The organism is Agrococcus sp. ProA11 (assembly GCF_039880525.1).
GTDB lineage: Bacteria > Actinomycetota > Actinomycetes > Actinomycetales > Microbacteriaceae > Agrococcus > Agrococcus chionoecetis.
Genome location: NZ_CP156989.1, coordinates 735,372 through 756,729, shown reverse-complemented (window position 1 = coordinate 756,729; position 21,358 = coordinate 735,372). Strand labels below are relative to the sequence as shown.

The window sequence follows — 21,358 nt, the reverse complement described above, 5'->3', positions numbered from 1 at the left end:
ATGGTGCTCCGTCGGTCCGGCCGGGGCTCGCGCCCCGGCCGGAGTGGATCAATCGATGGTGACGTCGCGCAGGTGCTGCAGCGAGCCGTTCGGCATCGGGACGAACCCTGCGACACCCTCGGCGGTGGCCGTGTAGTTGAAGCTCGTGAAGAGCCACACCCAGACCGCCTGCTCCTCGAGCTCGGCGGACACGTCTGCGTAGATCGCCTCGCGCTCCGCGAGGTCGCTCGTCGTGCGACCCTGCTCGAACAGTGCATCGAGCGTGTCGGAGCTGTAGCCGGCGACCGAGTTCAGGTTGCCGGTGCTCGTGAAGTAGCGGCCGTAGGCGGCATCGGGATCGGGCTGCCCGCCGTTCAGCGCGACGGCGAGCTGGAAGTCGCCCGCGACCCATCGGTCGACGTAGGCGCCGGACTCGAGCACATCGAGCTCAAGCGTGATGCCGACTTCGGCGAGCTGGGCCTGGATGTTCTCAGCCTCGGCGACCGCGGTCGAGTAGCCGCCCTGCATCACGATGGCGCGGAGCGTCAGCCCCTCGCTGACGCCTGCGGCGTCCAGGTAGTCGGCGGCAGCTGCGGGATCTGCCGTCGGGCACGGGCGTGCGTTCGGGTCGGATCGGAATGCCGGCGACGTGATGGGACCGGTCACCTCGCCCTCACCGAGCGCAGCGGTGTCCAGCACTTCCTGCCGGTCGATCGCACAGGCGATCGCCAGCCGCACGTTGACGTCCTCGAGCGCCTCATCGCGGGCGTTCAGCTGCAGCGCGTGGTAGCTGAGCTGCGCGGTCTCCGTGACCTCGACGGATCCGCCGATGGTGTCTGCGACGAGCGCGTCGTCGAAGACCGCCATCTGCACGTTGCCGGACTGGAGGGCCGAGACGATCGCGGCCTGGTCGGGGATGACCCGGAACTCGACGCCGCCGATCGCGGGTGCACCACCCCAGTAGTCGTCGTTTGCGGTGAGCGTGAGGGCCTCGTTGGGTCGACGCTCATCGAACACGAACGCTCCCGTGCCGACCGGGGTCGACTCGAGGGCGGCCAGATCGGCGTCCGATGGCAGGATCGCCGTGGTCACCGGCGCGAGCTTCGACGGCAGCGCGGCATCCGGCGCTGCGAGCGTCAGCGTCACGCTGTGCTCGTCGGTCGCCTCGATCGACGTGACACTCGCGAGGTTCGTTGCCGACACCGCGGCGGTCTCGGGGTTCTGGATCGCCTCGTACGACGCAACGACGTCCTCGGCCTCGAACGTCGATCCGTCGGAGAACAGCACGTCCTGCCGAAGGTCGAACACCACCTCGAGACCGTCGTCGGAGACGGTCCACGACTCGGCGAGGCCGGGCGTCACATTGAGCTCGGCGTCGAGCTCGGTCAGCGTGCCGTAGACGTTCTGCAGCACGTTGATGGCCTGGAACTGGGTGGCGGTCCAGGGCAGCAGGGTGTCGACATCCGTCGTGACGCCGACGACCAAGGTTGCCTGTGAGTCAGCGTCATCGCTGCCTGCGGGCTCGGCCGTGGTCGACGAGCAGCCGGCGAGGACGAGAGCGGTCGTCGCGGCAAGCCCGATGGATCCGGCGGCCAGGCGCCGGGATCGCGGGATGGTGGTCATGGGTGCCTCCGAGATGGTGGATGGGTTCCGAGCCGATGCACCGAGGTGCCGCGACGTTGCGGACGAGTCTACGGATAAAAAGTACACGAAAGATTACGAGTATGTAACTTCATTCCATGCGCTGTCCCGCGAAACTTCCATGCGGCTACAGTGGCGACGTCGAGAGGAGCGCGATGCGCGCCGCACCTACCCGCCCGGCGCCCGGAACCCTCCTTGTCGAGGTCCGGGGGCTGCTGCCGTCGCTACGCCCTGCGGAGCGGCGCATCGGCGAGGCTCTGCTGAGCGACCCGGAGGGCTTCGCTACCAGCTCGATCGCCGAGATCGCAGAGCTCGCATCGACGTCGACGACGACCGTCGTGCGCTTCACGCGCAGGGTCGGGTACGACCGGTTCAAGGATCTCCGGCACGACCTCACCGAGCAGAACCTCCGCGAACGGATGGCGGCGGACGACGCCTCCGGGTATCCGACCGACATCTCCCCCGACGACCGGATGCATGAGATCGTCGCGAAGATCGCCCGCAACGAGTCGATGTCGATCGCCGACACCGCGCAGGTGATCGACATCGCGTCGCTCGAACGGGCGGTCGCTGCAGTCGATGCAGCGGAGCGCGTCGACCTCTACGGCGTCGGGGCGAGCGCGATCGTCGCGGTCGACCTGCAGCGCAAGCTCTCGCGGATCGGCCGCATCGCACTCGAGTGGCCGGAGTCGCATGCGGCGTGGACCGCGGCGGCCGTGCTGGGTCCCACCGCGGTCGCCATCGCCGTCTCGCACTCCGGCGCGACCACCGACACGGTCGAGTACCTGCGGATCGCGCGCGCCTCCGGTGCCGTGACGATCGCGATCACCAACCACGAGCATTCACCGCTGGCCGCGGCGGCCGACGTCGTGCTGCGCACCGCGGCCCGCGAGACGCCGTTCCGATCCGGCGCCCTGGGCAGCCGAATCGCGCAACTCATGGTCGTCGACTGCCTCTTCACGGGCGTCGCCCAAGCCCGCTACGACGAGTCGATCTCGGCGCTGCGGCGCACGCGAGACGCGATCAGCCAACGTGCGGCGCGCTGAGCGATACCGCGCGCCAGGCTGCCGCGCGCGTCGGGGCGACCCTCAGGCGCGCTGATCGCTGTCGGCACCGCGACGCTGCACCACGATCGCCTGCCCGATGAAGATCGCCGCCGCGACCGCGCCGGCCACGACGATCGTCCACGGACTCGACTGCGCCTTGAGCACGATGAACGCGACGAGGATCGTGGCATCGAAGGCGATCGTCAGCGCCGGCAGCCACCAGCGGGCCTCGAGCTTCTCGCGAAGGCGCCGGATCACGCCCCACTGCACCGCGATATCCATCGTCAGATACAGGACGACGCCCATCGAGGCGATCTGGCTGAGGTCGAGGAACGCCGTAACGATGATCGCCAGACCGGCGGTGATGAGCAGCGGCTGGTGCGGCACCTTCGCCGGCAACGACGGCGCCTGCCGCATGTCCTGGAGCATCGCGTACAGCCGCGACACCGAGTAGAGGCTGGCGAGCAGGCCGGAGACCGTCGCGACCACCGCGACGGCGACCGTCAGGGCGACGCCCCATTGGCCGAAGAGCGGCTCGGCAGCCTCGGCGAGGGCGTAGTCGCGCGCCTCGACCGCGCCGTCAGGGCCGATGCTCGCGGCGACCGAGAGGGTGATGAGGAAGTACAGCACCGCGCAGATCGCCAGCGAGATGACGATCGAGCGGGCGATGTTCTGCTTCGCGTGGCGGATGTCGTCGCCCTGGTTCGTGATCGTCGTGAAGCCCTTGTACGCCAGTACGCACAGCGCAACACCCGCGAGCAGTCCCGGCGGCTCCACCGGGTCGCCGGTCGACTGAGCGAAGAAGCCCTCTCCCGAGACCGCGGCCGCCACCAGGCCCGCGATGGCGAGCGCGGCGATACCGACGATCTTCAGGATCGCGGTGGCCATCGCCGAGCGCTCGACCAGCGCGTTGCCGACGAGGTTCACGACCGCGGCGGCGGCGATCACGAGCACGCCCAGCACCGGCACCAGCACGACCGAATCCTGCATCCCGAAGGGGCGCAGGAGGTAGGTGCCGAAGGTGCGAGCCAGCAGGCTCTCGGCGACCACCATCGAGACGTACATGAACAGCGTGAAGGAGCCCGCGATCACGCCAGGGCCGTAGGCATCCTTGAGCAGCATCGCGATGCCACCGGCGGAGGGATTCACGCTCGAGTAGCGCGCGTAGGCGTACGAGCTCGCCACCGCGACCACGGCACCCGCGATGAACGCGAGCGGGAACCAATCGCCCGCGAGCTCCGCGACCTGACCAACGAGCGCGAAGATGCCCGCGCCGATCATCACCCCGGTGCCGAGCGATACCGATCCCGCGAGCGAGAGCTCCTTGTCGTCAGCGGCCACCCATGCTCCCTCTCGATGCAGCGCGCCGTTCCTGTCATAGAAACGACGAAAGCCCCCGCTTCGCGGGGGCTTTGCAGAGCTGGGGTACCTGGACTCGAACCAAGAACAAAGGTACCAGAAACCTCCGTGTTGCCAATTACACCATACCCCAATGGTCGCAAGCCGAAGCGGGCGAACCAAGAGTCGAGCATAGCAACTCGATGCGCAGAGCGCGAATCACCGCGAGCCCCGAATGGCAACCCCACTCCCCCGCGAGCGCGCTCCCGGCGCTATCGTCACGACATGGACGTCGACGCTGCGACCCAGAAGATGATCGACAACCTGCCATCGAAGACCGGCAGGAGCCTGGAGGAATGGTTCGTCGTGCTCGATGCGGCCGGCCTCGAGAAGCACGGCGAGGCCATGGCGCTCCTGAAGAGCGAGCACGGCATGACACACGGCTTCGCGAATCTCGTGTTGCATCAGCATCGCTCGAGGAACGACGGCCCCGTGACGGGCGATGACTTGATCGCCGCCCAATACTCGGGCGGGAAGGCGGCGCTCCGGCCGATCCTGGATCGCATCCTCGCTGCCGTCGCCGAGTTCGGTGACGACGTCGAGGTCGCGCCGAAGAAGACGGGCGTCTCGCTGCGTCGCTCGAAGCAGTTCGCGCTCGTGGAGGCCGCGAGCGCGCGGCGTGTGCAGCTGGGCATCAATCTCGGGGATGCGCCTGCGACCGAACGGCTGCAGCTCGCGGGCGGCATGTGCACGCATCGCGTCAACGTCGCCGCAGTCGAGGAGGTCGACGCCGAGCTCATCGACTGGCTGCGCGCCGCCTACGCGCTGGCCTGAGCGGGGGTCAGCGGTCTCGCGCGATGAGGTCTCGGTTGATCACCGAGGCCGCCACAGTGCCGGCACCGGCCGCGACCGCAAGCTGTCGGAACCCAGGGGTGATGTCGCCAGCCGCATAGACGCCCTGCACCGAGCTGCGCTGGGCACGGTCGACCACCACGAGACCGTCCTCGTCTGTCTCGAGCCCGAGCGCCGCGGCGAACTCGATCTGCGGGTGCCACCAGGGGCGCACGAACCCGCCGGTGCGCTCGTTCCGGGTGCCGTCCTCGAGCACGATCGCCTGCATGCCGTCACGACTGCCCTCGATGGCCGCGATGGGCGTGCGCACGAGCTCGACACCGTGCTCGGCGAGCCGCGCCTCTCCCGCTGCATCCACCGCATCCGACCCGTTCGTGAAGACCGCGAGGTCGTCGGTGTGGCGCCGGATCACCATGGCCCGGTCGACGAGATCGCCGGTCTCACCGATGAGCGCGAGCGGCTGGCCCCGCTTGTCGTAGCCGTCGCAGTCCATGCACGAGTGCAGGCTCGTGCCGTACCAGGGGCGCACGTGCTGCGACACCGGGAGCGTCTCGCTCAGGCCCGTCGCGATGAGCACTGCGGCCGCGCGCGTCTCGCTCTCTGCGCGCGAGCCGGGCTGCTCCGCCTGCACCGCGAACCCGCCGTCGATCGCCGCGATCTGCATCACGCGGGTGCGCTCGTGCGTGACGGTCGGATACCGCAGCACCTCGTCGCGACCGCGCGTGCGCAGCTCGAGCGGCGAGATGCCGTCTCGGGTGATGAATCCGTGCGACTGCAGGGTCGCCGCATGGCGGGGCCGGTTGGAGTCGAGCAGCGCCACCGTGCGCTGCTGGCGCGCAAGGTTCAGCGTCGCAGCGAGCCCCGCGGGTCCGGCGCCGATGACGACGACATCCGCGTCCATCAGATGCTCGAGGCCAGCCGGTCGATGCGGGCGAGCGTCGCGGCGCGGCCGAGCAGCTCCATCGACTCGAACAGCGGCGGCGACACGCGGCGCCCGGTGACCGCCACGCGCAGCGGCGTGAACGCGAAGCGCGGCTTGAGGCCGAGGCCGTCGATGAGCACCTCGCGCAGCGCCTGCTCGATTGCAGCGGTCTCGAAGGACTCGAGCTCCGCGAGCACCCGACGGGAGCCCTCCAGCACCGCGAGTGCGTCGTCGCCGAGCTTGGCGACCGCGTCGGCGTCGTGGTGGATGTCCTCGTCGTCGAGGAAGAGGAAGCCGAGCATGTCCTCGGCCTGGCCGATGAGCTGCATGCGCTCCTGCACGAGCGGCGCGGCCTGCTGCAGCAGCGCGCGCTGCGCGTCGCTCGGCTTGCCGTCGAAGATGCGGCCGAGGTACGGCTCGAGGCGCGCCGCGAAGTCGTCGGCGTCCAGCATCCGCACGTGGTCGCCGTTGATCGACTCGGCCTTCTTCGGATCGAACCGGCTCGGGTTCGGGTTGACGTCCGCGACGTCGAATGCGGCGATCAGCTCGTCGCGGGTGAAGACGTCGCGGTCGGGCGCGATCGACCAGCCCAGCAGCGACAGGTAGTTCAGCAGCCCCTCGGGGATGAAGCCGGCCTCCCGCAGCAGGAAGAGGTTCGACTGCGGGTCGCGCTTCGAGAGCTTCTTGTTGCCCTCGCCCATGACGTACGGCAGGTGTCCGAAGCGCGGGATCTCCGTCGCGATGCCGACCTCGCCGAGCGCGCGGTACAGCGCGATCTGGCGCGGGGTCGACGACAGCAGATCCTCGCCGCGCAGCACGTGCGTGACGCCCATCAGGGCGTCGTCGACGGGGTTGACGAACGTGTAAAGCGGCGCGCCGTTCGGGCGCACGACCACGAAGTCGCTGAACGAGCCGGCCGGGAAGGTGATCTCGCCGCGCACGAGGTCGTCGAACGAGAGGTCCTCGTCGGGCACGCGCAGTCGCAGGCTCGGCTGTCGCCCCTCGGCGCGGTGCGCCTGGCGCTGCTCCTCGCTGAGCTCGCGCTCGAAGTTGTCGTATCCCTGGCGCGGGTCGCGTCCCTGCGCGACGTTGCGCGCCTCGATCTCCTCGGCGGTCGCGAACGACTCGTAGAGGTGGCCGGATGCGGTGAGCCGCTCGATGATCTCGGCGTAGATCTCGCCGCGCTGCGACTGACGGTAGGGCGCGTGCGGCCCGCCGGTCTCGACGCCCTCGTCCCAGTCGATCCCGAGCCACCCCATCGCCTCGAGCAGCTGCTCGTAGGATTCCTGGCTGTCGCGTGCGGCATCGGTGTCCTCGATGCGGAACACGAGCTTGCCGCCGTGGTGACGCGCGTAGGCCCAGTTGAACAAGGCGGTGCGGATCAGCCCGACGTGCGGCGTGCCGGTGGGTGATGGGCAGAAGCGCACGACGACATCGCTGCCGGTCGCGGCCGAGAAGGGGACGCTCATGATGGCTCCATCCTAGGCGTGGGATCATGGTGGACGATGCCCGCTCCCGACCCCATCGCCGACCTCGTCGGCCGCCTCGATCGCACCGTGATCGCGAGCGCTCGTCGACGACGAGAGGTCGTGGCCGAGATCGAGGGCGACCTGCGCGAGGCGGTGGATGCGCGGACGACGGCCGGCCAGCCCGCGCCGGCTGCAGCGGCGGCGGTCGCCGCCGAGTTCGGCGACGCGCGCGATGTCGCCGCAGCGCTGTCGTTCGAGCTGCTCGCCGCCAGGGGCAGGCGCTTCACCTCGCTCACCGCCGTCGGCGTCGTCGCGCTGCTGATCGCCTGGTACGTCGGCATGACGACGATCGTCGGACTGCCTGGCTTCCGTGTGCCCGCGGAGTCCGGCTGGATGCTGCAGGTCTCGACGGCGCTCGACGTCGCGGGCCCGCTCCTGGTCGGCACCGCGGTCGCCGCGTGGTTCGCCATCCGCCGCTGGGGCTCACCCGCCGCGCTCGCGGCGGTCGCCGTGCTGCAGCTCGGGTTCGCGCTCGTGCTCGTGCTGGGGGCCATCGCGATGGCGGCCATGCTGGCGGTGCCGGCGGCGGGCACGGCAGCGCTCGTCGCACTGGTCGCCTTCACCATCGTGCTGGGGGCCGCGCTCGCGGCATCGTCCGCCAGCGTGCTGCGGCTGTGGGCGGCAGTCAGCCGCGAGCCGCGCCGAGCACGCTCGTGATCAGCGACGCGGTCTTCACCCAGTCGCTGCGCTCGGTCTCGAGCGCAGCGATGCCTGCGCTCGTCAGCCGGTAGACCCGCTTCGAACGGCCGCCGACCTCCCACTCGCCCTCGATGAGGCCGCGTCGCTCCAGTCGCTTCAGCGCCGGATAGACCGTGCCGCTCGGGAAGTCGAGCACGCCACCCGAGCGCTCCCTGATGCGCTCGACCGCACCGTAGCCGTGGACCGGTCCGGCGGACAGCACCGCGAGCAGCATTGCATCGACGTGGCCGCGAAGGGCATCGGGAGAAGCCATGTTCCCACTGTAGCGGGAGACTGCCTGCATATGCAGACAGCCTGCGGTGCAAGGTCAGCCCGCTCGCCCGACGAGACTGCGCGTCAGCGATGCTCGTCGCCTGCTCGGGACCCCGCTCAGACGGTCTGCTGCGCGACCACAGGATTGCGCAGCGTGCCGACACCCGGGATCTCGACCTCGACGGTCTGACCGGCGGCCATCGGCCCGACCCCCTCCGGTGTGCCCATCAGCACCACGTCGCCAGGCAGGAGGGTCATCGATGCCGTGATCCAGCTCAGCACGGTCGGCGCGTCGAAGATCCAGTCGGTCGAGTTGCCGTCCTGCCGCACCTCGCCGTCGAGTCTGGTCAGCACGCGCAGCGCATCCCAGTCTGGCTCCGTCTCGATCGCCGGGCCGATCGGGCAGAAGGTGTCGAAGCCCTTGGCCCTGGCCCACTGCGGCTCACGGCGCTGCAGATCGCGCGCCGTGACGTCGTTCGCGACCGTCACGCCGAAGACCGCGCCGAGCGCGTTCTGCGGCGTGAGGCGGCGGGCGACCCGCCCGATGACGAGCGCGACCTCACCCTCGAAGTGCACGTTCTCCGACTCGGGCGGCAGCACGATGGCGTCGCCGGGGCCGATCACCGAGGTGTTGGGCTTGAGGAAGACGAGCGGCTCCGTCGGCACGTCGTTGCCCATCTCGGCCGCGTGCTTCGCGTAGTTGCGACCGACCGCGACGATCTTCGAGCGCGGGATCACGGGGGCGAGCAGCCGCACCTCGCTGAGCGCGAGGCGCTGCCCTGTGGTGTCGAAGCCGTTGACGATCGGGTCGCCGACGAGCTCGACCAGCGCGTCGTCGTCGAGGACGCCGAAGCCGATCCGGTCGCCATGCGAGAAGCGGATGACGCGCATCAGCGGGCTCCGGTGAGCTGCAGCATCCAGCCGTGCTCGTCCTCGGCACGGCCGTACTGGATGTCGGTGAGCTGCTTGCGGAGCGCGGTCGCCACGGGCCCCGCCGGCGCATGCTCGTCGCCGATGGTCTCGTCGGCGCTCTTCAGCGCCGCGATGGGCGTGAGCACCGCGGCCGTGCCGCAGGCGAAGGCCTCGGTGATCGAGCCGTCCGCGGCGCCATCGCGCCACTCGGCGAGCGTGACCGGGCGCCGCTCGACGCGGTGGCCGGCATCCTGCGCGAGCTGCAGCAGCGAGTTGCGGGTGACGCCGTCGAGGATCGAGTCGGATTCGGGCGTCACGAGGGTGCCGTCGGCCTTGACGAGCACCACGTTCATGCCGCCGAGCTCCTCCAGGTCCGTGCCGCCCTCGTTGAGGAAGAGCACCTGCGCGCAGCCGTTGGCGACCGCCTGCTGGGTCGGCAGCAGGCTCGCGGCGTAGTTGCCGCCGCACTTGGCCGCTCCCGTGCCGCCTTTGCCCGCTCGATTGAACTCGCGGGAGAGCCAGATCGAGACCGGCTTGACGCCGCCGGCGAAGTAGGGGCCGGCGGGGCTGGCGATCACCATGAAGCGCACGGTCTGCGCCGCCCGCACGCCCAGGAACACCTCATTGGCGATCATGAAGGGGCGCAGGTAGAGGGAGTTCTCGCCGCCGCTGGGCACCCACGCCTCGTCGACCTCGACGAGCTGGCGCACCGCCTCGACGAAGTCGTCCTCCGGCAGCTGCGGCAGAGCGAGCCGCTCTGCCGAGCGCTGCAGGCGCCGCGCGTTCTGGTCGGGGCGGAACGTCCACACCGAGCCATCGGCGCGTCGGTAGGCCTTCATGCCCTCGAAGATCTCCTGGCCGTAGTGCAGCACCGCAGAGGCGGGGTCCATCTGCAGCGGGCCGTACGGCTCGACGCGGGCGTTCGCCCAGCCGTCCTCGAGCGTCCAATCGATCGAGACCATGTGGTCGGTGAAGAACTGCCCAAAGCCGGGGTTGGCCAGCACGTCGGCACGGACGTCGTCGTCTGCCGGCCGCGCATTGCGGGTGAGCGTGAAGTCGAGGCTCATGCGTGCTCCTTGGAAGCGGTGATGCGGTCGACGATAGCGGCGCCGATCTCGGTGGTGGTGCGTCGCGAGCCGTCGCGCGCGTCGATGTCCGCGTCGACGGCGTCGCGGATGCGCGCGCCTGCCGCTGCCTGCCCGGAGTGCTCGAGCAGCAGCGCGGCGGAGAGGATCGCGGCGGTCGGATCGGCGATGCCGCGACCGGCGATGTCGGGCGCGGAGCCGTGCACGGGCTCGAACATGCTCGGGAAGGCGCCGGAAGGATTGAGGTTGCCGGATGCCGCCAGTCCGATGCCGCCGCCGACGGCGCCGGCGAGGTCGGTGAGGATGTCGCCGAACAGGTTGTCGGTGACGATCACGTCGAAGCGGCCCGGGTTGTCGACCAGGAAGATGGTGGCCGCGTCGACGTGCAGGTAGTCGACCGCGACATCCGGGTGCTCGGCGGCGACCGCGTCGACGACGCGCTGCCACAGCCCACCGGCGTGCACGAGCACGTTCTTCTTGTGCACGAGGGTCAGCGTGTGACGACGCTGCTCGGCAAGCTCGAACGCGAAGCGCACGACCCTGTCGACGCCGAAGGCGGTATTGACGCTCGTCTCGTTCGCGATCTCATGCTCGGTGCCGGTGCGCAGCGAGCCGCCGTTGCCGACGTACGGCCCCTCGGTGCCCTCCCGCACCACGACGAAGTCGATCTCGCCCGGGTTGCGCAGCGGGCTCTCCACCTTCGGGTGCAGGCGCGTGGGGCGCAGGTTCACGTGATGGTCGAAGGCGAAGCGGAGGCGCAGCAGCAGCCCGCGCTCGATGATGCCGCCGGCGAGGCGCGGGTCGGCGGGATCGCCGCCGACCGCGCCGAGCAGGATTGCGTCGTGCTGGGCAAGCGCAGCGAGCGTGGCATCGTCGAGGATCTCGCCGGTCTCGAGGAAGTGGGCTGCACCGAGGTCGTACTCGGTCTCGACCAGCTCGACCCCGTCGAGCGCGGCGCGCATGGCGCGCCTGGCCTCCAGCGTCACCTCGGGCCCGATCCCGTCTCCTCCGATGACCGCGAGACGCAGCTGCTCCACGCTTCCTCCTTGCGGCGCTCTGCGCGCCCGTCGACTCGCGGCACTGCACCCGCGCAGGCCGCGGTGCAAGCCTAGTCGCGCGCGATTCCCACGCGGTGTTCAGGCGGGGCTGCGTTAGATTGCCTGCAGCGACGGCTTCCCGGCCGTCCCGACGAATGGAGAGCACCTTGAGCATCGGCTTCGGCATCTTTCTCATGGCCGCTGGCGCGATCGTCGCGTGGGCAGTGCCGGGACTGTGGGAGGTCGAGGGCGCCAACTGGTCGCTGATCGGCTACATCCTGCTGGGCGCGGGAGCGCTCGTGACCCTCATCGGCATCATCATGAACGCCCGCAGCGGCCGCACCTCGCAGGTGTCGCGCGCGAGCGTCGACCCGGCGACGGGCACCCGCGTCGAGCGCACCGAGCGCCGCGACGACGTGGTCTGACAGACGACTCGCTGGCCACCGGCAACGGGCAGGGGCGTCGCTTCGGCGGCGCCCCTTTCGCGTGCTCGGTCATGCAGCAGCCTGCGGCACTTAGTCTGGAGCGGTGAGTCACGGCACAGCACAGCACACGAGCACCCGCGCAGAGGATCTCGCACGTCGCGAGGCGATCGAGGCCTACCGCATCCTCGGCGAGCCGCCCGCGGCCGACCTGCAGGGTCTGGTCGAGCTGGCGTCAGCCGCCTGCGGCGTCCGGTTCGCGCTCATCAACATCATCGACGAGGGCACGCAGCACTCCGTCGCGGCGGTCGGGATCGAGGCGAGCGCGTGCTCGCGCGAGGACTCGATGTGCAACATCGTGTTCCAGCAGGCCGAACCCGTCTTCGTACCGGATGCGCAGCTCGACGAGCGGTTCCGCGACAACCCGTTCGTGAACGGTGAGATCGCGAACGTGCGGCTCTACGCGTCGAGCCCGCTCATCGCCCCTGGCGGACTGCCGATCGGCACGCTGTGCGTGTTCGACAACAATCCCGGCGACCTCAGCCCCGGCGGCACGCGCGCGCTGGATGTCCTCGCCCGCCAGATCGTCGACGTGCTGGAGCTGCGCCGCATGACGCGCGAGCTGGTGCGCTCGAACGATCAGCTCGCGCACTTCGCGGGCCAGGTGAGCCACGACCTCCGAAACCCGCTCGCCGCGCTCTTCGGCTTCCTGGAGCTCGCCGCGACGAGTCCCGAGCTGGAGGGTGCCGCGGATGCCGGCTGGGCGCTGGGCCGCGCGGAGGCTGCGGCCAAGCGGATGCTCCTGCTGGTCGACGACCTGCTCTCGTTCGCGCAGCTCGGTGCCAGCCCGCGGCGCGAGCCGGTCGATCTCGCCGCCGTGCTCGCGGCCGCGGTCGAGGACCTCGATGCGGCGGTCGTCGAGACGGGCGCGACCATCGACGTCGGCGCGCTGCCGACGATCATCGGCGATACGACGATGCTGCGGGCGCTGATGCAGAATCTGCTGTCGAACGCCATCAAGTTCGCGGCGGCGGAGGGAGCGCGCCCGCACATCGAGGTGCGCGCCACGCCCGTCAGCGCCGGCTGGCGCATCACCGTCGATGACAATGGTCCGGGGATCGCCGAAGACGCGCGAACGCGCGTGTTCGGACTGCTGGAGCGTGCCGGTCGCACCGACCTCGACGGCCACGGGATCGGACTGTCGACCTGCCGCCGCATCGTCGACGCGCACGGCGGAAGCATCGGCATCGACGACACCCACCTCGGCGGGGCAAGCGTCTGGGCACTGCTGCCCGACCACTGACGCCGCCAGCGGGATCCGTCAGGCGGAGCGCGTCACCTCATCGATGATCGCGGCCAACTCTGCCGGCTTCGACCACATCGGCCAGTGGCCAGTGGGCAGGTCGAGCATCGTCAGCGCCCGGTGCTCCAGCACGCCGGCGAGGAACGGTATGCCCTGCTCGGCGTAGGAGCGGTAGTCGTCGGCCGAGTAGGACGTGCAGACGACGGTGGCGGGCACGTCGAGGCGGCGCTCATCCATCAGCCGTGCCGCCTCGCGCACGGTGCCGCCAGGCTGCGGCACCGCACGTCGGCGGAACTCGTCGAGCTGCGCATCCGTGAGATCGCGCATCGACCCCTCCTCGAGCTCGGCATCCCAGTTCGTCTCGATCGGCAGCGCGTCGCCGGCGAAGGACGCGTCCATCGCCGCACCGTCGACGATCGGCGCCGTGTCGGCCCAGATGGAGTGGGCGATGCGCTCGACGTTGCGGTCGATCGCAACGGAGGCCGGGAATGCGGCGCCGCTGTGCGCGACGAGCACGACGGGGCCATCACCGATGGCCGCCTCGATCGCGCGAGCGTGGTCGTCGAGCGACACGTCGCCGGGCGCGTCCGCGTCTGGCTCGAGCCCAGGAAGCGTCAGTGCGGTCACGTCGTGGCCGAGCGCTCGCAATCGCTCGGCGACGTCGTCCCAGGCCCACGCACCCAGCCAGAAGCCGGGGACGAGGATGATCCGTGCAGTCGTGGTCTCCATGCGGCAGACGCTAATCGACGCCACCCACGCGCGACAGCGCTCAGTCGTCGGAGCCGCGCAGCGTCCACCACGCGACCGCCATCGCGACGAGCATGAGCACGGCGCCCGAGATGCTGGTGGCGATCACGCCGTGGTCGAATGCGGTGCGCGCGGCATCCAGCAGCCGCTCCCCCGCGGCACCCGCGCCCTCGGTCGCGGCGACCGCGCCACCGAGCGTCTCCCTGGCGGCGGCCGCCATCGACTCGTCCGTGCCAGCGGGCACGACGAGCGACGCCCGGTAGACGGCGGTGAGCAGCCCGCCCAGCAGCGTCGTGCCGAGCACGGCGCCGAACTCGTAGGCAGTCTCGGAGAGCGCCGAGGCGGCGCCCGCCTTGGCCGGCGGCACGGCGGTGAGGATCAGGTCGTTCGAGATCGTCTCCGCGGCACCGATGCCGACGCCCAGCAGGGCGAACGCGATCGCGATGCCGCCGATCGTGACCTCCTCGCCCAGCACCGCGAGCATTCCGTATGCGGCCATGGATGAGGCGAGCGCGACGACCACGACGACGCCCGGGTCGATGCGCCGAACGATGCGCACCACCAGCAGCCCGGCAACGATCATGGCGACCACGCCCGGCACGAGCACGAGCGCGGCGTCGAGCACCGGCATCGCCTCGACGAGCTGCAGGTGCTGCGTGACGAAGAACAGGAAGCCGGTGAGCGCGACCACGCTGAGCAGGTTGACCAGCAGCGCGCCGCTGAACTGCGGCAGCCGGAACAGGCCGACGTCGAGCATCGGCTGCGAGACCCGGCGCATCCGCCGCACGAACGCCCAGCCAGCCAGCACGGCGAGCAGTACCAGGCCGATGCCGAGCGGGTCGATGCCGGCGACGGCGATCTCCTTGATGCCGGCCGCGAGCCCGCCGAGCGCGAGCATCGACAGCGCGATGCCGACCGGATCGATGGGGCCGGGCGCGGGGTCGCGCGACTCGTCGACCAGCAGCGGGGCGAGCACGAGCAGCGGCAGCAGCACCGGCACCGCGATCAGGAAGATCGCGCCCCAGTGGAAGTGGGCGAGCAGCGCGCCGCCGACGATGGGGCCGGCGGCGGAGCCGACCGAGAACGCGGTCGCCCAGACCGCCACGGCGAGGCGTCGCTGCTGCCGGTCGAGGAAGATCGTGCGCAGCAGCGCTAGGGTCGCCGGCATGAGCGTGGCTCCGAAGAAGCCGATCGCGGCGCGGGCGGCGATGAGCAGCTCAGCGGTCGGCGCGAATGCAGCCAGCACCGAGAAGACGGCGAAGCCCGACGCGCCGATGAGCAGGATGCGGCGCCGGCCGATGCGGTCGCCGAGGTTGCCCATCGCAACCAGCAGCGTCGCGAGCACGAGCGAGTAGGCGTCGACGATCCACAGCTGCTGCGCCGAAGTCGGCTGCAGCGCCACCGCGATCTCGGGGAGCGCGAAGTTGAGCGCGGTGATGTCGATCGAGACGAGCAGCACCGGCAGCATGAGCACCGCCAGTGCACCCCACGCACGCGCGCCGGCGCGCGGCGTGCCGGTCGAGAGGGTGGGTGCACTGGGCTGGATCTGGCTCATCATCAGATCACTGTACCGTCTGGACGGTTTTTTGTCGAGGTATGGTGGATCCATGAGCAAGGCGGAGGACACCCGAGACCGCATCCTGGATGCGTTCGAGCAGCTGGTGCTGGAGCTCGGCGAGCGAGCTGGCACGATCGCGGCGACCGCAGAGGCCGCCGGCGTGTCGAAGGGCGGGCTGCTCTATCACTTCGGCTCGAAGGCGGCGCTCGTCGAGGGGCTCGCCGAGCGGCTGGACCGCTTCGGGCAGGCCGAGCAGGCGCGCCTCGCGCCGATGGCCGACGCCGTCAGCGTCTTCCTGCACGAGTCGGTGGCGGCCGAGCATCCCATCGACCGCACGCTGGTCGCGCTGCTGAAGCTGGGCCAGCACGACGAGCACCAGACGGCGCGCGATGCCCTCACGCGGCTCGACGAGCACTACCTGGCGGCGCTCACCGAGAGCCTCGGCGACCGCGACCTCGCCCTGCTGGTCGTGCGGCTGAGCGACGGCATCTACCTGCGCTCGGCCTTCGGCGGCGCCGAGTCGCTGCCGCCCGACTCGGTCGACCGCGTGGTCGCGCGACTCGAGCGGCTGCTCGCCGGCTGAGCCCTGGTCAGATCGGGCGGATGTCGATCTGGCGGATCGCGGTCGCCTCGATCGTCTCGCCGAGACGCTCGATGAGCGCATCCGGCGCCGTCTGGTCGATCGTGACGATGGAGAGCGCGTCTCCCCCGGCCTCCGTGCGCGCGATCTGCATGCCGGCGATGTTGATGCCGGCCTCGCCGAAGGCGGCACCGTAGGTGGCGACGATGCCGGGGCGGTCGGCGTACTCCATCACCACGAAGTGCTCGGCGAGCGGCACCTCCACCGACTGCCCGTTGACACCGACGATCTTCTCGATCTGCTTCGGCCCCGTCAGCGTGCCCTCGACGCTCACGCGTCGACCGTCGCTCGTGGCCAGCACGACCTCCACCACGTTGCGGTACTCGTCGCTACGCTCGTCGGCGGTGAGCGTGCTCGTCACGCCGCGCGACTCGGCCAGCACCGGCGCGTTCACGAAGGTCACCTGCTCGCTCACGATCGACGAGAAGAAGCCCTTGAGCGCGGCCAGCCGCAGCACCTTGACGTCGTAGGCGGCGAGCTCGCCGTGCACCGCGACATCCACGGCCTCGACCGGCCCGCCCGCGAGACCCGCCGCGAACTGCCCCAGCCGCTCCGCCAGCGGGATGCCCGGGCGCACGTACTCGTCGATGATGCCGCCGGCGACGTTCACCGCATCCGGCACCAGGTCGCCCGCGAGCGCGAGCCGCACCGAGCGGGCGACGGCAATGCCGGCCTTCTCCTGCGCCTCGTCGGTCGAGGCGCCGAGGTGCGGCGTGACCTGGATGTTCGGGGCGCTCGTGAGCGCATCGTCCTTCGGCGGCTCGGAGACGAAGACGTCGATGCCGGCGCCGGCGATGGTGCCGGCGTGCAGCGCCTCGGCGAGGGCGGCCTCATCGATGATGCCGCCGCGCGAGGCGTTCACGATGCGGAGCGAGGGCTTCGCGAGCGCGAACTGCTCGGCGCCGATCATGCCGACGGTCTCGGGGGTGCGCGGGATGTGGATGGTGATGAAGTCGCTCTCGGCCATCAGCTCGTCGAGCGTGCGCAGCTCGACGCCGAGCTGGGCGGCGCGCGCCGGGCTCACGAAGGGGTCGAAGGCGATGAGCTTGGTGCCGAAGGCCGCGAGGCGCTCGGCGACCAGCACGCCGATGCGGCCGAGGCCGACGATGCCGACCGTCTTCTCGTACAGCTCGACGCCCGTGTATGCCGACCGCTTCCACTCGCCGCGCTTGAGCGACGCATCCGCTGCCGGGATGTGCCGGGCGAGGCCCAGCAGGTGCGCGATCGCGAGCTCGGCGGCCGAGACGATGTTCGAGGTGGGCGCGTTCACGACCATGACGCCGGCCTTCGTGGCAGCCGGGATCTCGACGTTGTCGAGGCCGACGCCCGCGCGTGCCACGACCTTGAGCTGCGGCGCGTGCGAGAGCGCCTCGGCGTCGATCTTGGTGGCGCTGCGCACCAGCACGGCGGATGCGTCGGCAAGCGCCGCGAAGAGCGCCGGACGGTCGGTGCCGTCGACGTTGCGCACATCGAAGTCGGGGCCGAGGGCATCGACGGTTGCGGCCGAGAGCTCCTCGGCGATCAGGACGACGGGCTTGGACATGCGGGACTCCTCGGAGGTTTGGGCAGGCAGCACCTCGTCGTGCCAGGAATCCAGCCTAGCGACCGTCGCGTGCGGTGCCGAGCGCGGGTGTCGCGGCTGGCCTCCTGCCTTGCCGCGCATCTCTCCCGAGCGGCGCCAGCACCGGCGCCCCGGACCCCTTCCGCCCAGCTGGACCCGGTGCACCGGGTCCGCGGTGGTCGAAGGGGTCGGCGGAGCGCGGCGCGCCGCGGGTGCGGGATACTCGAAGCGATGGATCCCTTCGCAATCGCGCAACTGGTGCTGCGCATCATCCTGGCTGCCGCCTTCATCGGCATGGGCATCACGCACTTCGTGCCGCGCGTGCGCCGCACCATGGCGGCGATGATCCCAGCAGGGCTCGCCGGGCCGGAGCGCGGTTGGGCGGTGCCGCTCGTGACGATCTCCGGCATCGCCGAGATCGTCGGCGGCCTCGGGCTGCTCGCGCCGTGGTGGGGCGTGCGCTTCGCCGCAGGCCTCGCGCTCGTCGCACTGCTGATCGCCGTCTTCCCCGCGAACGCCGAGGCCGCGAAGGACCCGAAGCGCTTCGGCGCCGTCGCGATGCCGCTCGTGCCGCGCGCGATCGGTCAGGTCGCGCTGGGCGCGCTGCTGCTCGTCGCAGTGATCTAGGCAGCAGGCGCGGGAGCGGCTGCTCGATAGGTCGCGAGCGTCACGCCGCCTGGCAGCGACTCCATGCCGACAGGCAGGAACTCGCGGCAGCGGGCGACCCGCCCGAACAGCCCGATGCCGTCCCCGAGCAGCACCGGATTGACCTTCAGCTGCACCTCGTCGATCAGGTCGATGAGCTGACCAGCGATGTCCCCACCTCCGCAGAGCCAGATGTCGCCCCCGGACTGGCGCTTGAGCGCAGTGATCTGAGGCGCGAGGTCTCCCTCGATCAGCTCGATCCCGGCCGACTCGGGGAGGCCTCGGTGCGTCGCCACGATCTGGCGCAGGTGCGGGTACGCCCCTGCGACGAGGCCCGCTTGGAGCGCGGGCTCCTGCGTCCTCCGACCGAGCAGCACGGTGTCGAACCGCTTCGGTCCTGCAGTCACGCCGAATGCTTCACGCAGGTGCGCCGGGCAGGTCTCGGGATAGCGATCGAAGAGGTGCTCCAGGGTCTCCGGCACGAGTGGGAAGCACGACACATCGCCCGCGGCATCAGCGATGAAGCCATCGATCGACGCGGCGATGTAGTACACGAGCTTGCGCATCCGGCGCTCCAATCACGGGCTCTCAGCGTTGCGGCAGCAAACTACCACATCCGTTGTGGTTGCCGTAGGCTGGGATGCATGGTCTCGAACCCCGTTCGTCGAGCAGCAGTCACCGACGCGGCGCTGCTCATCCTCGGGCGCGACGGCAGCCGAGCACTCACCCACCGCGCTGTCGACACGAGCGCCGCGCTGCCCGCCGGCACATCCGCCAACTACTTCCCGAGCCGTGCATCGCTCGTGCTCGCCATGGCGCACCGCATCTTCGAGCGGCTTGCACCCACCCCCGCTCAGCTCGAGACGCTCGCGCAGGTTGCTACCGATGACGCGATACCCGAGTACGTGGGAGCCGTCGTCGAGCGCCTCCTCCTGCAGTCGCACCTCGCACGCGCGCTCATCGAGCTACGTCTCGAGGCATCCCGCGCGCCGGAGGTTGCCGAGGTGCTCACGCCCGTGCTGCGCCAGGGCCTCCGCGACGACATCGCCTTCCATGGCGCAAGGGGGCTTTCCGGCGGTGCACACCTGGTCGAGCAGCTGCACCACCTCGTGAACGGGATCGTGCTCGATCATCTGACGATCGCCCTCAACCCGGACAGCGACCCGGTCTTCGCCGCGAAGGAAGCTGCGCGGCTGCTCGCGCACGGCAGCGAGTCGACCAACGTTCCTTGAACCGCGGGGCGGCGCTATCCGCCGAGCGCACTCACAGCGATCTGGCGGGCCAGCTGCTCGGCGAACAGCGCGAGCTGCGCGCTCACGCCGAGCGCGATCAGCAGCACGCCCGCGCGCGGCACCAGCCGCATCCGACGCCCGATCCACAGCGCCGCGAGGAACAGCAGCCCGGGCAGCACGACGCCCGCGATCAGCAGCCACCACGGCACCGAGTCCTCGATGCCGCTTCCGAGGTAGAGCAGCGGCAGCTGCTGCAGGTTGGCGACCGCCTCGATCGTGTCGTAGGCGAAGCCGAGCGCGAGCAGCAGCGCGACGATCCAGGCATCGCCGGGTCGCTCCGAGCGTGCCTCGCGAGCAGCGGGGGCGGCGCTCACGTGAGCATCCCTGCAGCGAGCGGCCACGGCGCGGTCACCAGCAGACCCGCGAACCACCAGCCGGCGCGCCGGTCCAGCGGCGCGACCCGAGCGGCGGTGAACCACCACAGCAGCGGCGTGACCACGGCCAGCAGCTCTCCGAGCTGATACATGGCGAGCCCGACCAGACTGGGCTGCTGCACGGGGTTGGCGACCACGATCACCGCCCATCCGATGGTCGCCGCGACCGCGAGCGCGAGCATCAGCCAGCCGAGCGCTCCCCATGGGCGCGACGGCCGCGCGAGCTGCGTGCGCTGGTCGGCGGGGTCGGTGGCCGCTGCCCTGTCCGAAACAGCCGGGGCGTCGAGCTCATCGCCCTCCCAACGGAAGGCATCTTCATCACCGCTCATCGCGGCAATCCTACCGATTCGAACCTCACGCACGGTCGCACGACAGGGTGAGTGAGGGTAGCCTTACCTACGCCGACGACATCTGGATCGCCCGCGCCCCATCCCGAACTTCAAGGAGCTCCCTTGCCGCACGCGTTCATTCGCCCCACCCGACGCGCAGCCCTGCCCGCCTTCGCCGTGGTCGCCGCCGCCGCCCTGGCGCTGACCGGCTGCGGCGCCTCGACGCCGGACGCGGCAGACTCCTCGGAGCCGGCGTCCAACGCCGATGGTGCCTTCACGCTCTACGCGGGCCGCAGCGAGGATCTCGTCGGTCCGCTCGTCGAGGCATTCGAGGAGGAGACGGGCATCGACGCCGAGGTGCGCTACGCATCCTCCACCGAGCTCGAGGCCCTGCTGCTCGAGGAGCAGGACCGCACCCCGGCCGACGTCTTCTGGTCGCAGGATGCCGGCTCGCTCGGCGCCCTCGCCGAGGCCGGCATGCTCACCACCCTGCCGGAGGAGCTCACCGGCGCCGTGCCCGCCGAGTTCACCTCCACGGATGGCAGCTGGGTCGGCGTGACCGGCCGCGCACGGGTCATCGCCTACGACAGCGAGGATGTCGCGGCGGACGAGGTGCCGACGGCGATCGCCGAGCTCACCGACCCCTCGTACAGCGGTCGCGTCGCCTTCGCGCCCGGCAACGCATCCTTCCAGTCCTTCGTCACCGCAATGCGCGTGCTCGAGGGCGAGGAGGCAGCGGATGCGTGGGTCGCGGCGATCGCCGAGAACGACCCGATCCTGACGGAGTCGAACGGGCAGACGCTCGACCTGGTGGAGTCGGGCGAGGCCGACTTCGGCCTCATCAACCACTACTACTGGTTCGAGGATGCGCAGGAGCTCGGCGCCGACCAGATGCGCGCGCAGCTGCAGTTCCTCCCCGGCGACCCGGGCGGCATCGTGAACGTCACCGGAGCCGGCCTGCTGACGGGCGCGGCCGGCGACGAGGATGCGATGGCGTTCATCGAATACCTGCTCTCCCCCGCGGCGCAGGAGTACTTCGTCACCGAGACCCTCGAGTACCCCCTGGTCGACGGCGTCGAGCCCGCGGCCGAACTGCCGGCCATCGAGTCGCTGGCCGTCGAGGGCTTCGACCTGGCCGACCTCGCCTCGCTGTCCGAGACGCAGGCGATGCTGGCAGAGCACGGCCTGCTCTGAG

At 70.5% G+C, this 21,358-nt stretch carries 23 protein-coding genes and 1 tRNA gene; 9 read left to right on the top strand and 15 right to left on the bottom strand.

Annotated elements, in window-relative coordinates; all coding sequences use genetic code 11:
- Positions 1–48 precede the first annotated feature (48 nt).
- A complete protein-coding gene (locus tag ABG090_RS03610; protein WP_347756486.1) occupies positions 49–1,602 on the bottom strand; it encodes an ABC transporter substrate-binding protein in 1,554 nt (517 codons plus the stop codon).
- A 173-nt stretch (positions 1,603–1,775) separates the two neighbouring features.
- Between ABG090_RS03610 and ABG090_RS03605 the strand changes: the two genes are divergently transcribed.
- Positions 1,776–2,666, top strand: coding sequence for a MurR/RpiR family transcriptional regulator (locus ABG090_RS03605; RefSeq protein WP_347756484.1), 891 nt, complete (start codon positions 1,776–1,778; stop codon positions 2,664–2,666).
- A 42-nt stretch (positions 2,667–2,708) separates the two neighbouring features.
- Here the strand turns inward: ABG090_RS03605 and ABG090_RS03600 are convergent, their stop codons facing one another.
- A complete protein-coding gene (locus ABG090_RS03600; RefSeq protein ID WP_347756482.1) occupies positions 2,709–4,007 on the bottom strand; it encodes an APC family permease in 1,299 nt (432 codons plus the stop codon).
- Between the two features lie 79 nt (positions 4,008–4,086).
- Positions 4,087–4,158: transfer RNA gene (locus ABG090_RS03595), tRNA-Gln, on the bottom strand.
- Between the two features lie 131 nt (positions 4,159–4,289).
- Here ABG090_RS03595 and ABG090_RS03590 point away from each other — a divergent pair.
- Positions 4,290–4,838: a DUF4287 domain-containing protein gene (locus tag ABG090_RS03590; RefSeq protein ID WP_347756480.1), complete on the top strand. Its 549-nt coding sequence runs from the start codon at positions 4,290–4,292 to the stop codon at positions 4,836–4,838.
- Positions 4,839–4,845: 7 nt separating this feature from the next.
- Here the strand turns inward: ABG090_RS03590 and ABG090_RS03585 are convergent, their stop codons facing one another.
- Positions 4,846–5,757 carry an NAD(P)/FAD-dependent oxidoreductase gene (locus ABG090_RS03585; protein WP_347756478.1) on the bottom strand — a complete coding sequence of 304 codons (912 nt, stop codon included), beginning with the start codon at positions 5,755–5,757 and terminating at the stop codon, positions 4,846–4,848.
- A complete protein-coding gene (gltX, locus tag ABG090_RS03580; protein ID WP_347756476.1) occupies positions 5,757–7,247 on the bottom strand; it encodes a glutamate--tRNA ligase in 1,491 nt (496 codons plus the stop codon). Before gltX ends, ABG090_RS03585 begins: the two co-directional genes overlap by 1 nt.
- A 36-nt stretch (positions 7,248–7,283) precedes the next feature.
- Here gltX and ABG090_RS03575 point away from each other — a divergent pair, with 36 nt between their 5' ends.
- Positions 7,284–7,964 (top strand): hypothetical protein, encoded by a 681-nt coding sequence (locus ABG090_RS03575; protein WP_347756475.1) that lies wholly within the window; start codon positions 7,284–7,286, stop codon positions 7,962–7,964.
- Here the strand turns inward: ABG090_RS03575 and ABG090_RS03570 are convergent.
- From ABG090_RS03570 to ABG090_RS03555, 4 genes are all read right to left on the bottom strand, one after another.
- Positions 7,933–8,259 (bottom strand): helix-turn-helix transcriptional regulator, encoded by a 327-nt coding sequence (locus ABG090_RS03570; protein ID WP_347756473.1) that lies wholly within the window; start codon positions 8,257–8,259, stop codon positions 7,933–7,935. The two genes, ABG090_RS03575 and ABG090_RS03570, sit on opposite strands and share 32 nt — an antisense overlap.
- 116 nt (positions 8,260–8,375) lie before the next feature.
- On the bottom strand, positions 8,376–9,149 hold the full coding sequence (locus tag ABG090_RS03565) for a fumarylacetoacetate hydrolase family protein (RefSeq protein ID WP_347756471.1): 774 nt from the start codon (positions 9,147–9,149) through the stop codon (positions 8,376–8,378).
- Positions 9,149–10,237, bottom strand: coding sequence for a branched-chain amino acid aminotransferase (locus tag ABG090_RS03560; RefSeq protein WP_347756469.1), 1,089 nt, complete (start codon positions 10,235–10,237; stop codon positions 9,149–9,151). Before ABG090_RS03560 ends, ABG090_RS03565 begins: the two co-directional genes overlap by 1 nt.
- Positions 10,234–11,292 (bottom strand): 3-isopropylmalate dehydrogenase, encoded by a 1,059-nt coding sequence (locus tag ABG090_RS03555; protein ID WP_347756467.1) that lies wholly within the window; start codon positions 11,290–11,292, stop codon positions 10,234–10,236. The genes ABG090_RS03560 and ABG090_RS03555 overlap by 4 nt, the downstream gene beginning before the upstream one ends.
- A gap of 167 nt (positions 11,293–11,459) precedes the next feature.
- Here ABG090_RS03555 and ABG090_RS03550 point away from each other — a divergent pair, with 167 nt between their 5' ends.
- Positions 11,460–11,717, top strand: a complete 258-nt coding sequence (locus ABG090_RS03550; RefSeq protein WP_347756466.1) for a DUF6458 family protein — start codon at positions 11,460–11,462, stop codon at positions 11,715–11,717.
- Positions 11,718–11,820: 103 nt separating this feature from the next.
- On the top strand, positions 11,821–13,017 hold the full coding sequence (locus tag ABG090_RS03545) for an ATP-binding protein (RefSeq protein WP_347756464.1): 1,197 nt from the start codon (positions 11,821–11,823) through the stop codon (positions 13,015–13,017).
- A gap of 18 nt (positions 13,018–13,035) precedes the next feature.
- Here the strand turns inward: ABG090_RS03545 and ABG090_RS03540 are convergent, their stop codons facing one another.
- Complete coding sequence (locus ABG090_RS03540; protein WP_347756462.1) at positions 13,036–13,746, bottom strand: alpha/beta fold hydrolase; 711 nt, start codon at positions 13,744–13,746, stop codon at positions 13,036–13,038.
- A 40-nt stretch (positions 13,747–13,786) separates the two neighbouring features.
- Complete coding sequence (locus ABG090_RS03535) at positions 13,787–15,319, bottom strand: MFS transporter (protein WP_347757467.1); 1,533 nt, start codon at positions 15,317–15,319, stop codon at positions 13,787–13,789.
- Positions 15,320–15,371: 52 nt separating this feature from the next.
- Here ABG090_RS03535 and ABG090_RS03530 point away from each other — a divergent pair, with 52 nt between their 5' ends.
- Positions 15,372–15,905, top strand: coding sequence for a TetR/AcrR family transcriptional regulator (locus ABG090_RS03530; protein ID WP_347756461.1), 534 nt, complete (start codon positions 15,372–15,374; stop codon positions 15,903–15,905).
- A gap of 7 nt (positions 15,906–15,912) precedes the next feature.
- On the opposite strand, the gene serA is transcribed toward ABG090_RS03530, so the two are convergent.
- Positions 15,913–17,505: a phosphoglycerate dehydrogenase gene (gene serA / locus ABG090_RS03525; RefSeq protein ID WP_347756459.1), complete on the bottom strand. Its 1,593-nt coding sequence runs from the start codon at positions 17,503–17,505 to the stop codon at positions 15,913–15,915.
- Positions 17,506–17,754: 249 nt separating this feature from the next.
- On the opposite strand from serA, the gene ABG090_RS03520 reads away from it, so the two are divergent.
- A complete protein-coding gene (locus ABG090_RS03520) occupies positions 17,755–18,150 on the top strand; it encodes a DoxX family membrane protein (protein WP_347756457.1) in 396 nt (131 codons plus the stop codon).
- Here ABG090_RS03520 and ABG090_RS03515 read toward each other — a convergent pair.
- Positions 18,147–18,734, bottom strand: coding sequence for a dihydrofolate reductase family protein (locus ABG090_RS03515; protein ID WP_347756455.1), 588 nt, complete (start codon positions 18,732–18,734; stop codon positions 18,147–18,149). The two genes, ABG090_RS03520 and ABG090_RS03515, sit on opposite strands and share 4 nt — an antisense overlap.
- A 78-nt stretch (positions 18,735–18,812) precedes the next feature.
- Here ABG090_RS03515 and ABG090_RS03510 point away from each other — a divergent pair, with 78 nt between their 5' ends.
- Positions 18,813–19,400 carry a TetR/AcrR family transcriptional regulator gene (locus ABG090_RS03510; protein ID WP_347756453.1) on the top strand — a complete coding sequence of 196 codons (588 nt, stop codon included), beginning with the start codon at positions 18,813–18,815 and terminating at the stop codon, positions 19,398–19,400.
- Between the two features lie 14 nt (positions 19,401–19,414).
- Here the strand turns inward: ABG090_RS03510 and ABG090_RS03505 are convergent, their stop codons facing one another.
- Together ABG090_RS03505 and ABG090_RS03500 are read right to left on the bottom strand one after the other, a co-directional pair.
- Positions 19,415–19,774, bottom strand: coding sequence for a hypothetical protein (locus ABG090_RS03505; protein ID WP_347756451.1), 360 nt, complete (start codon positions 19,772–19,774; stop codon positions 19,415–19,417).
- Positions 19,771–20,163, bottom strand: coding sequence for a hypothetical protein (locus tag ABG090_RS03500; RefSeq protein WP_347756449.1), 393 nt, complete (start codon positions 20,161–20,163; stop codon positions 19,771–19,773). The genes ABG090_RS03505 and ABG090_RS03500 overlap by 4 nt, the downstream gene beginning before the upstream one ends.
- A 123-nt stretch (positions 20,164–20,286) precedes the next feature.
- Between ABG090_RS03500 and ABG090_RS03495 the strand changes: the two genes are divergently transcribed.
- The gene (locus tag ABG090_RS03495) at positions 20,287–21,357 is read left to right on the top strand and encodes an extracellular solute-binding protein (RefSeq protein WP_347756447.1); all 1,071 of its coding nucleotides are present in this window, start codon (positions 20,287–20,289) and stop codon (positions 21,355–21,357) included.
- The last annotated feature ends 1 nt before the right edge of the window (position 21,358 follow it).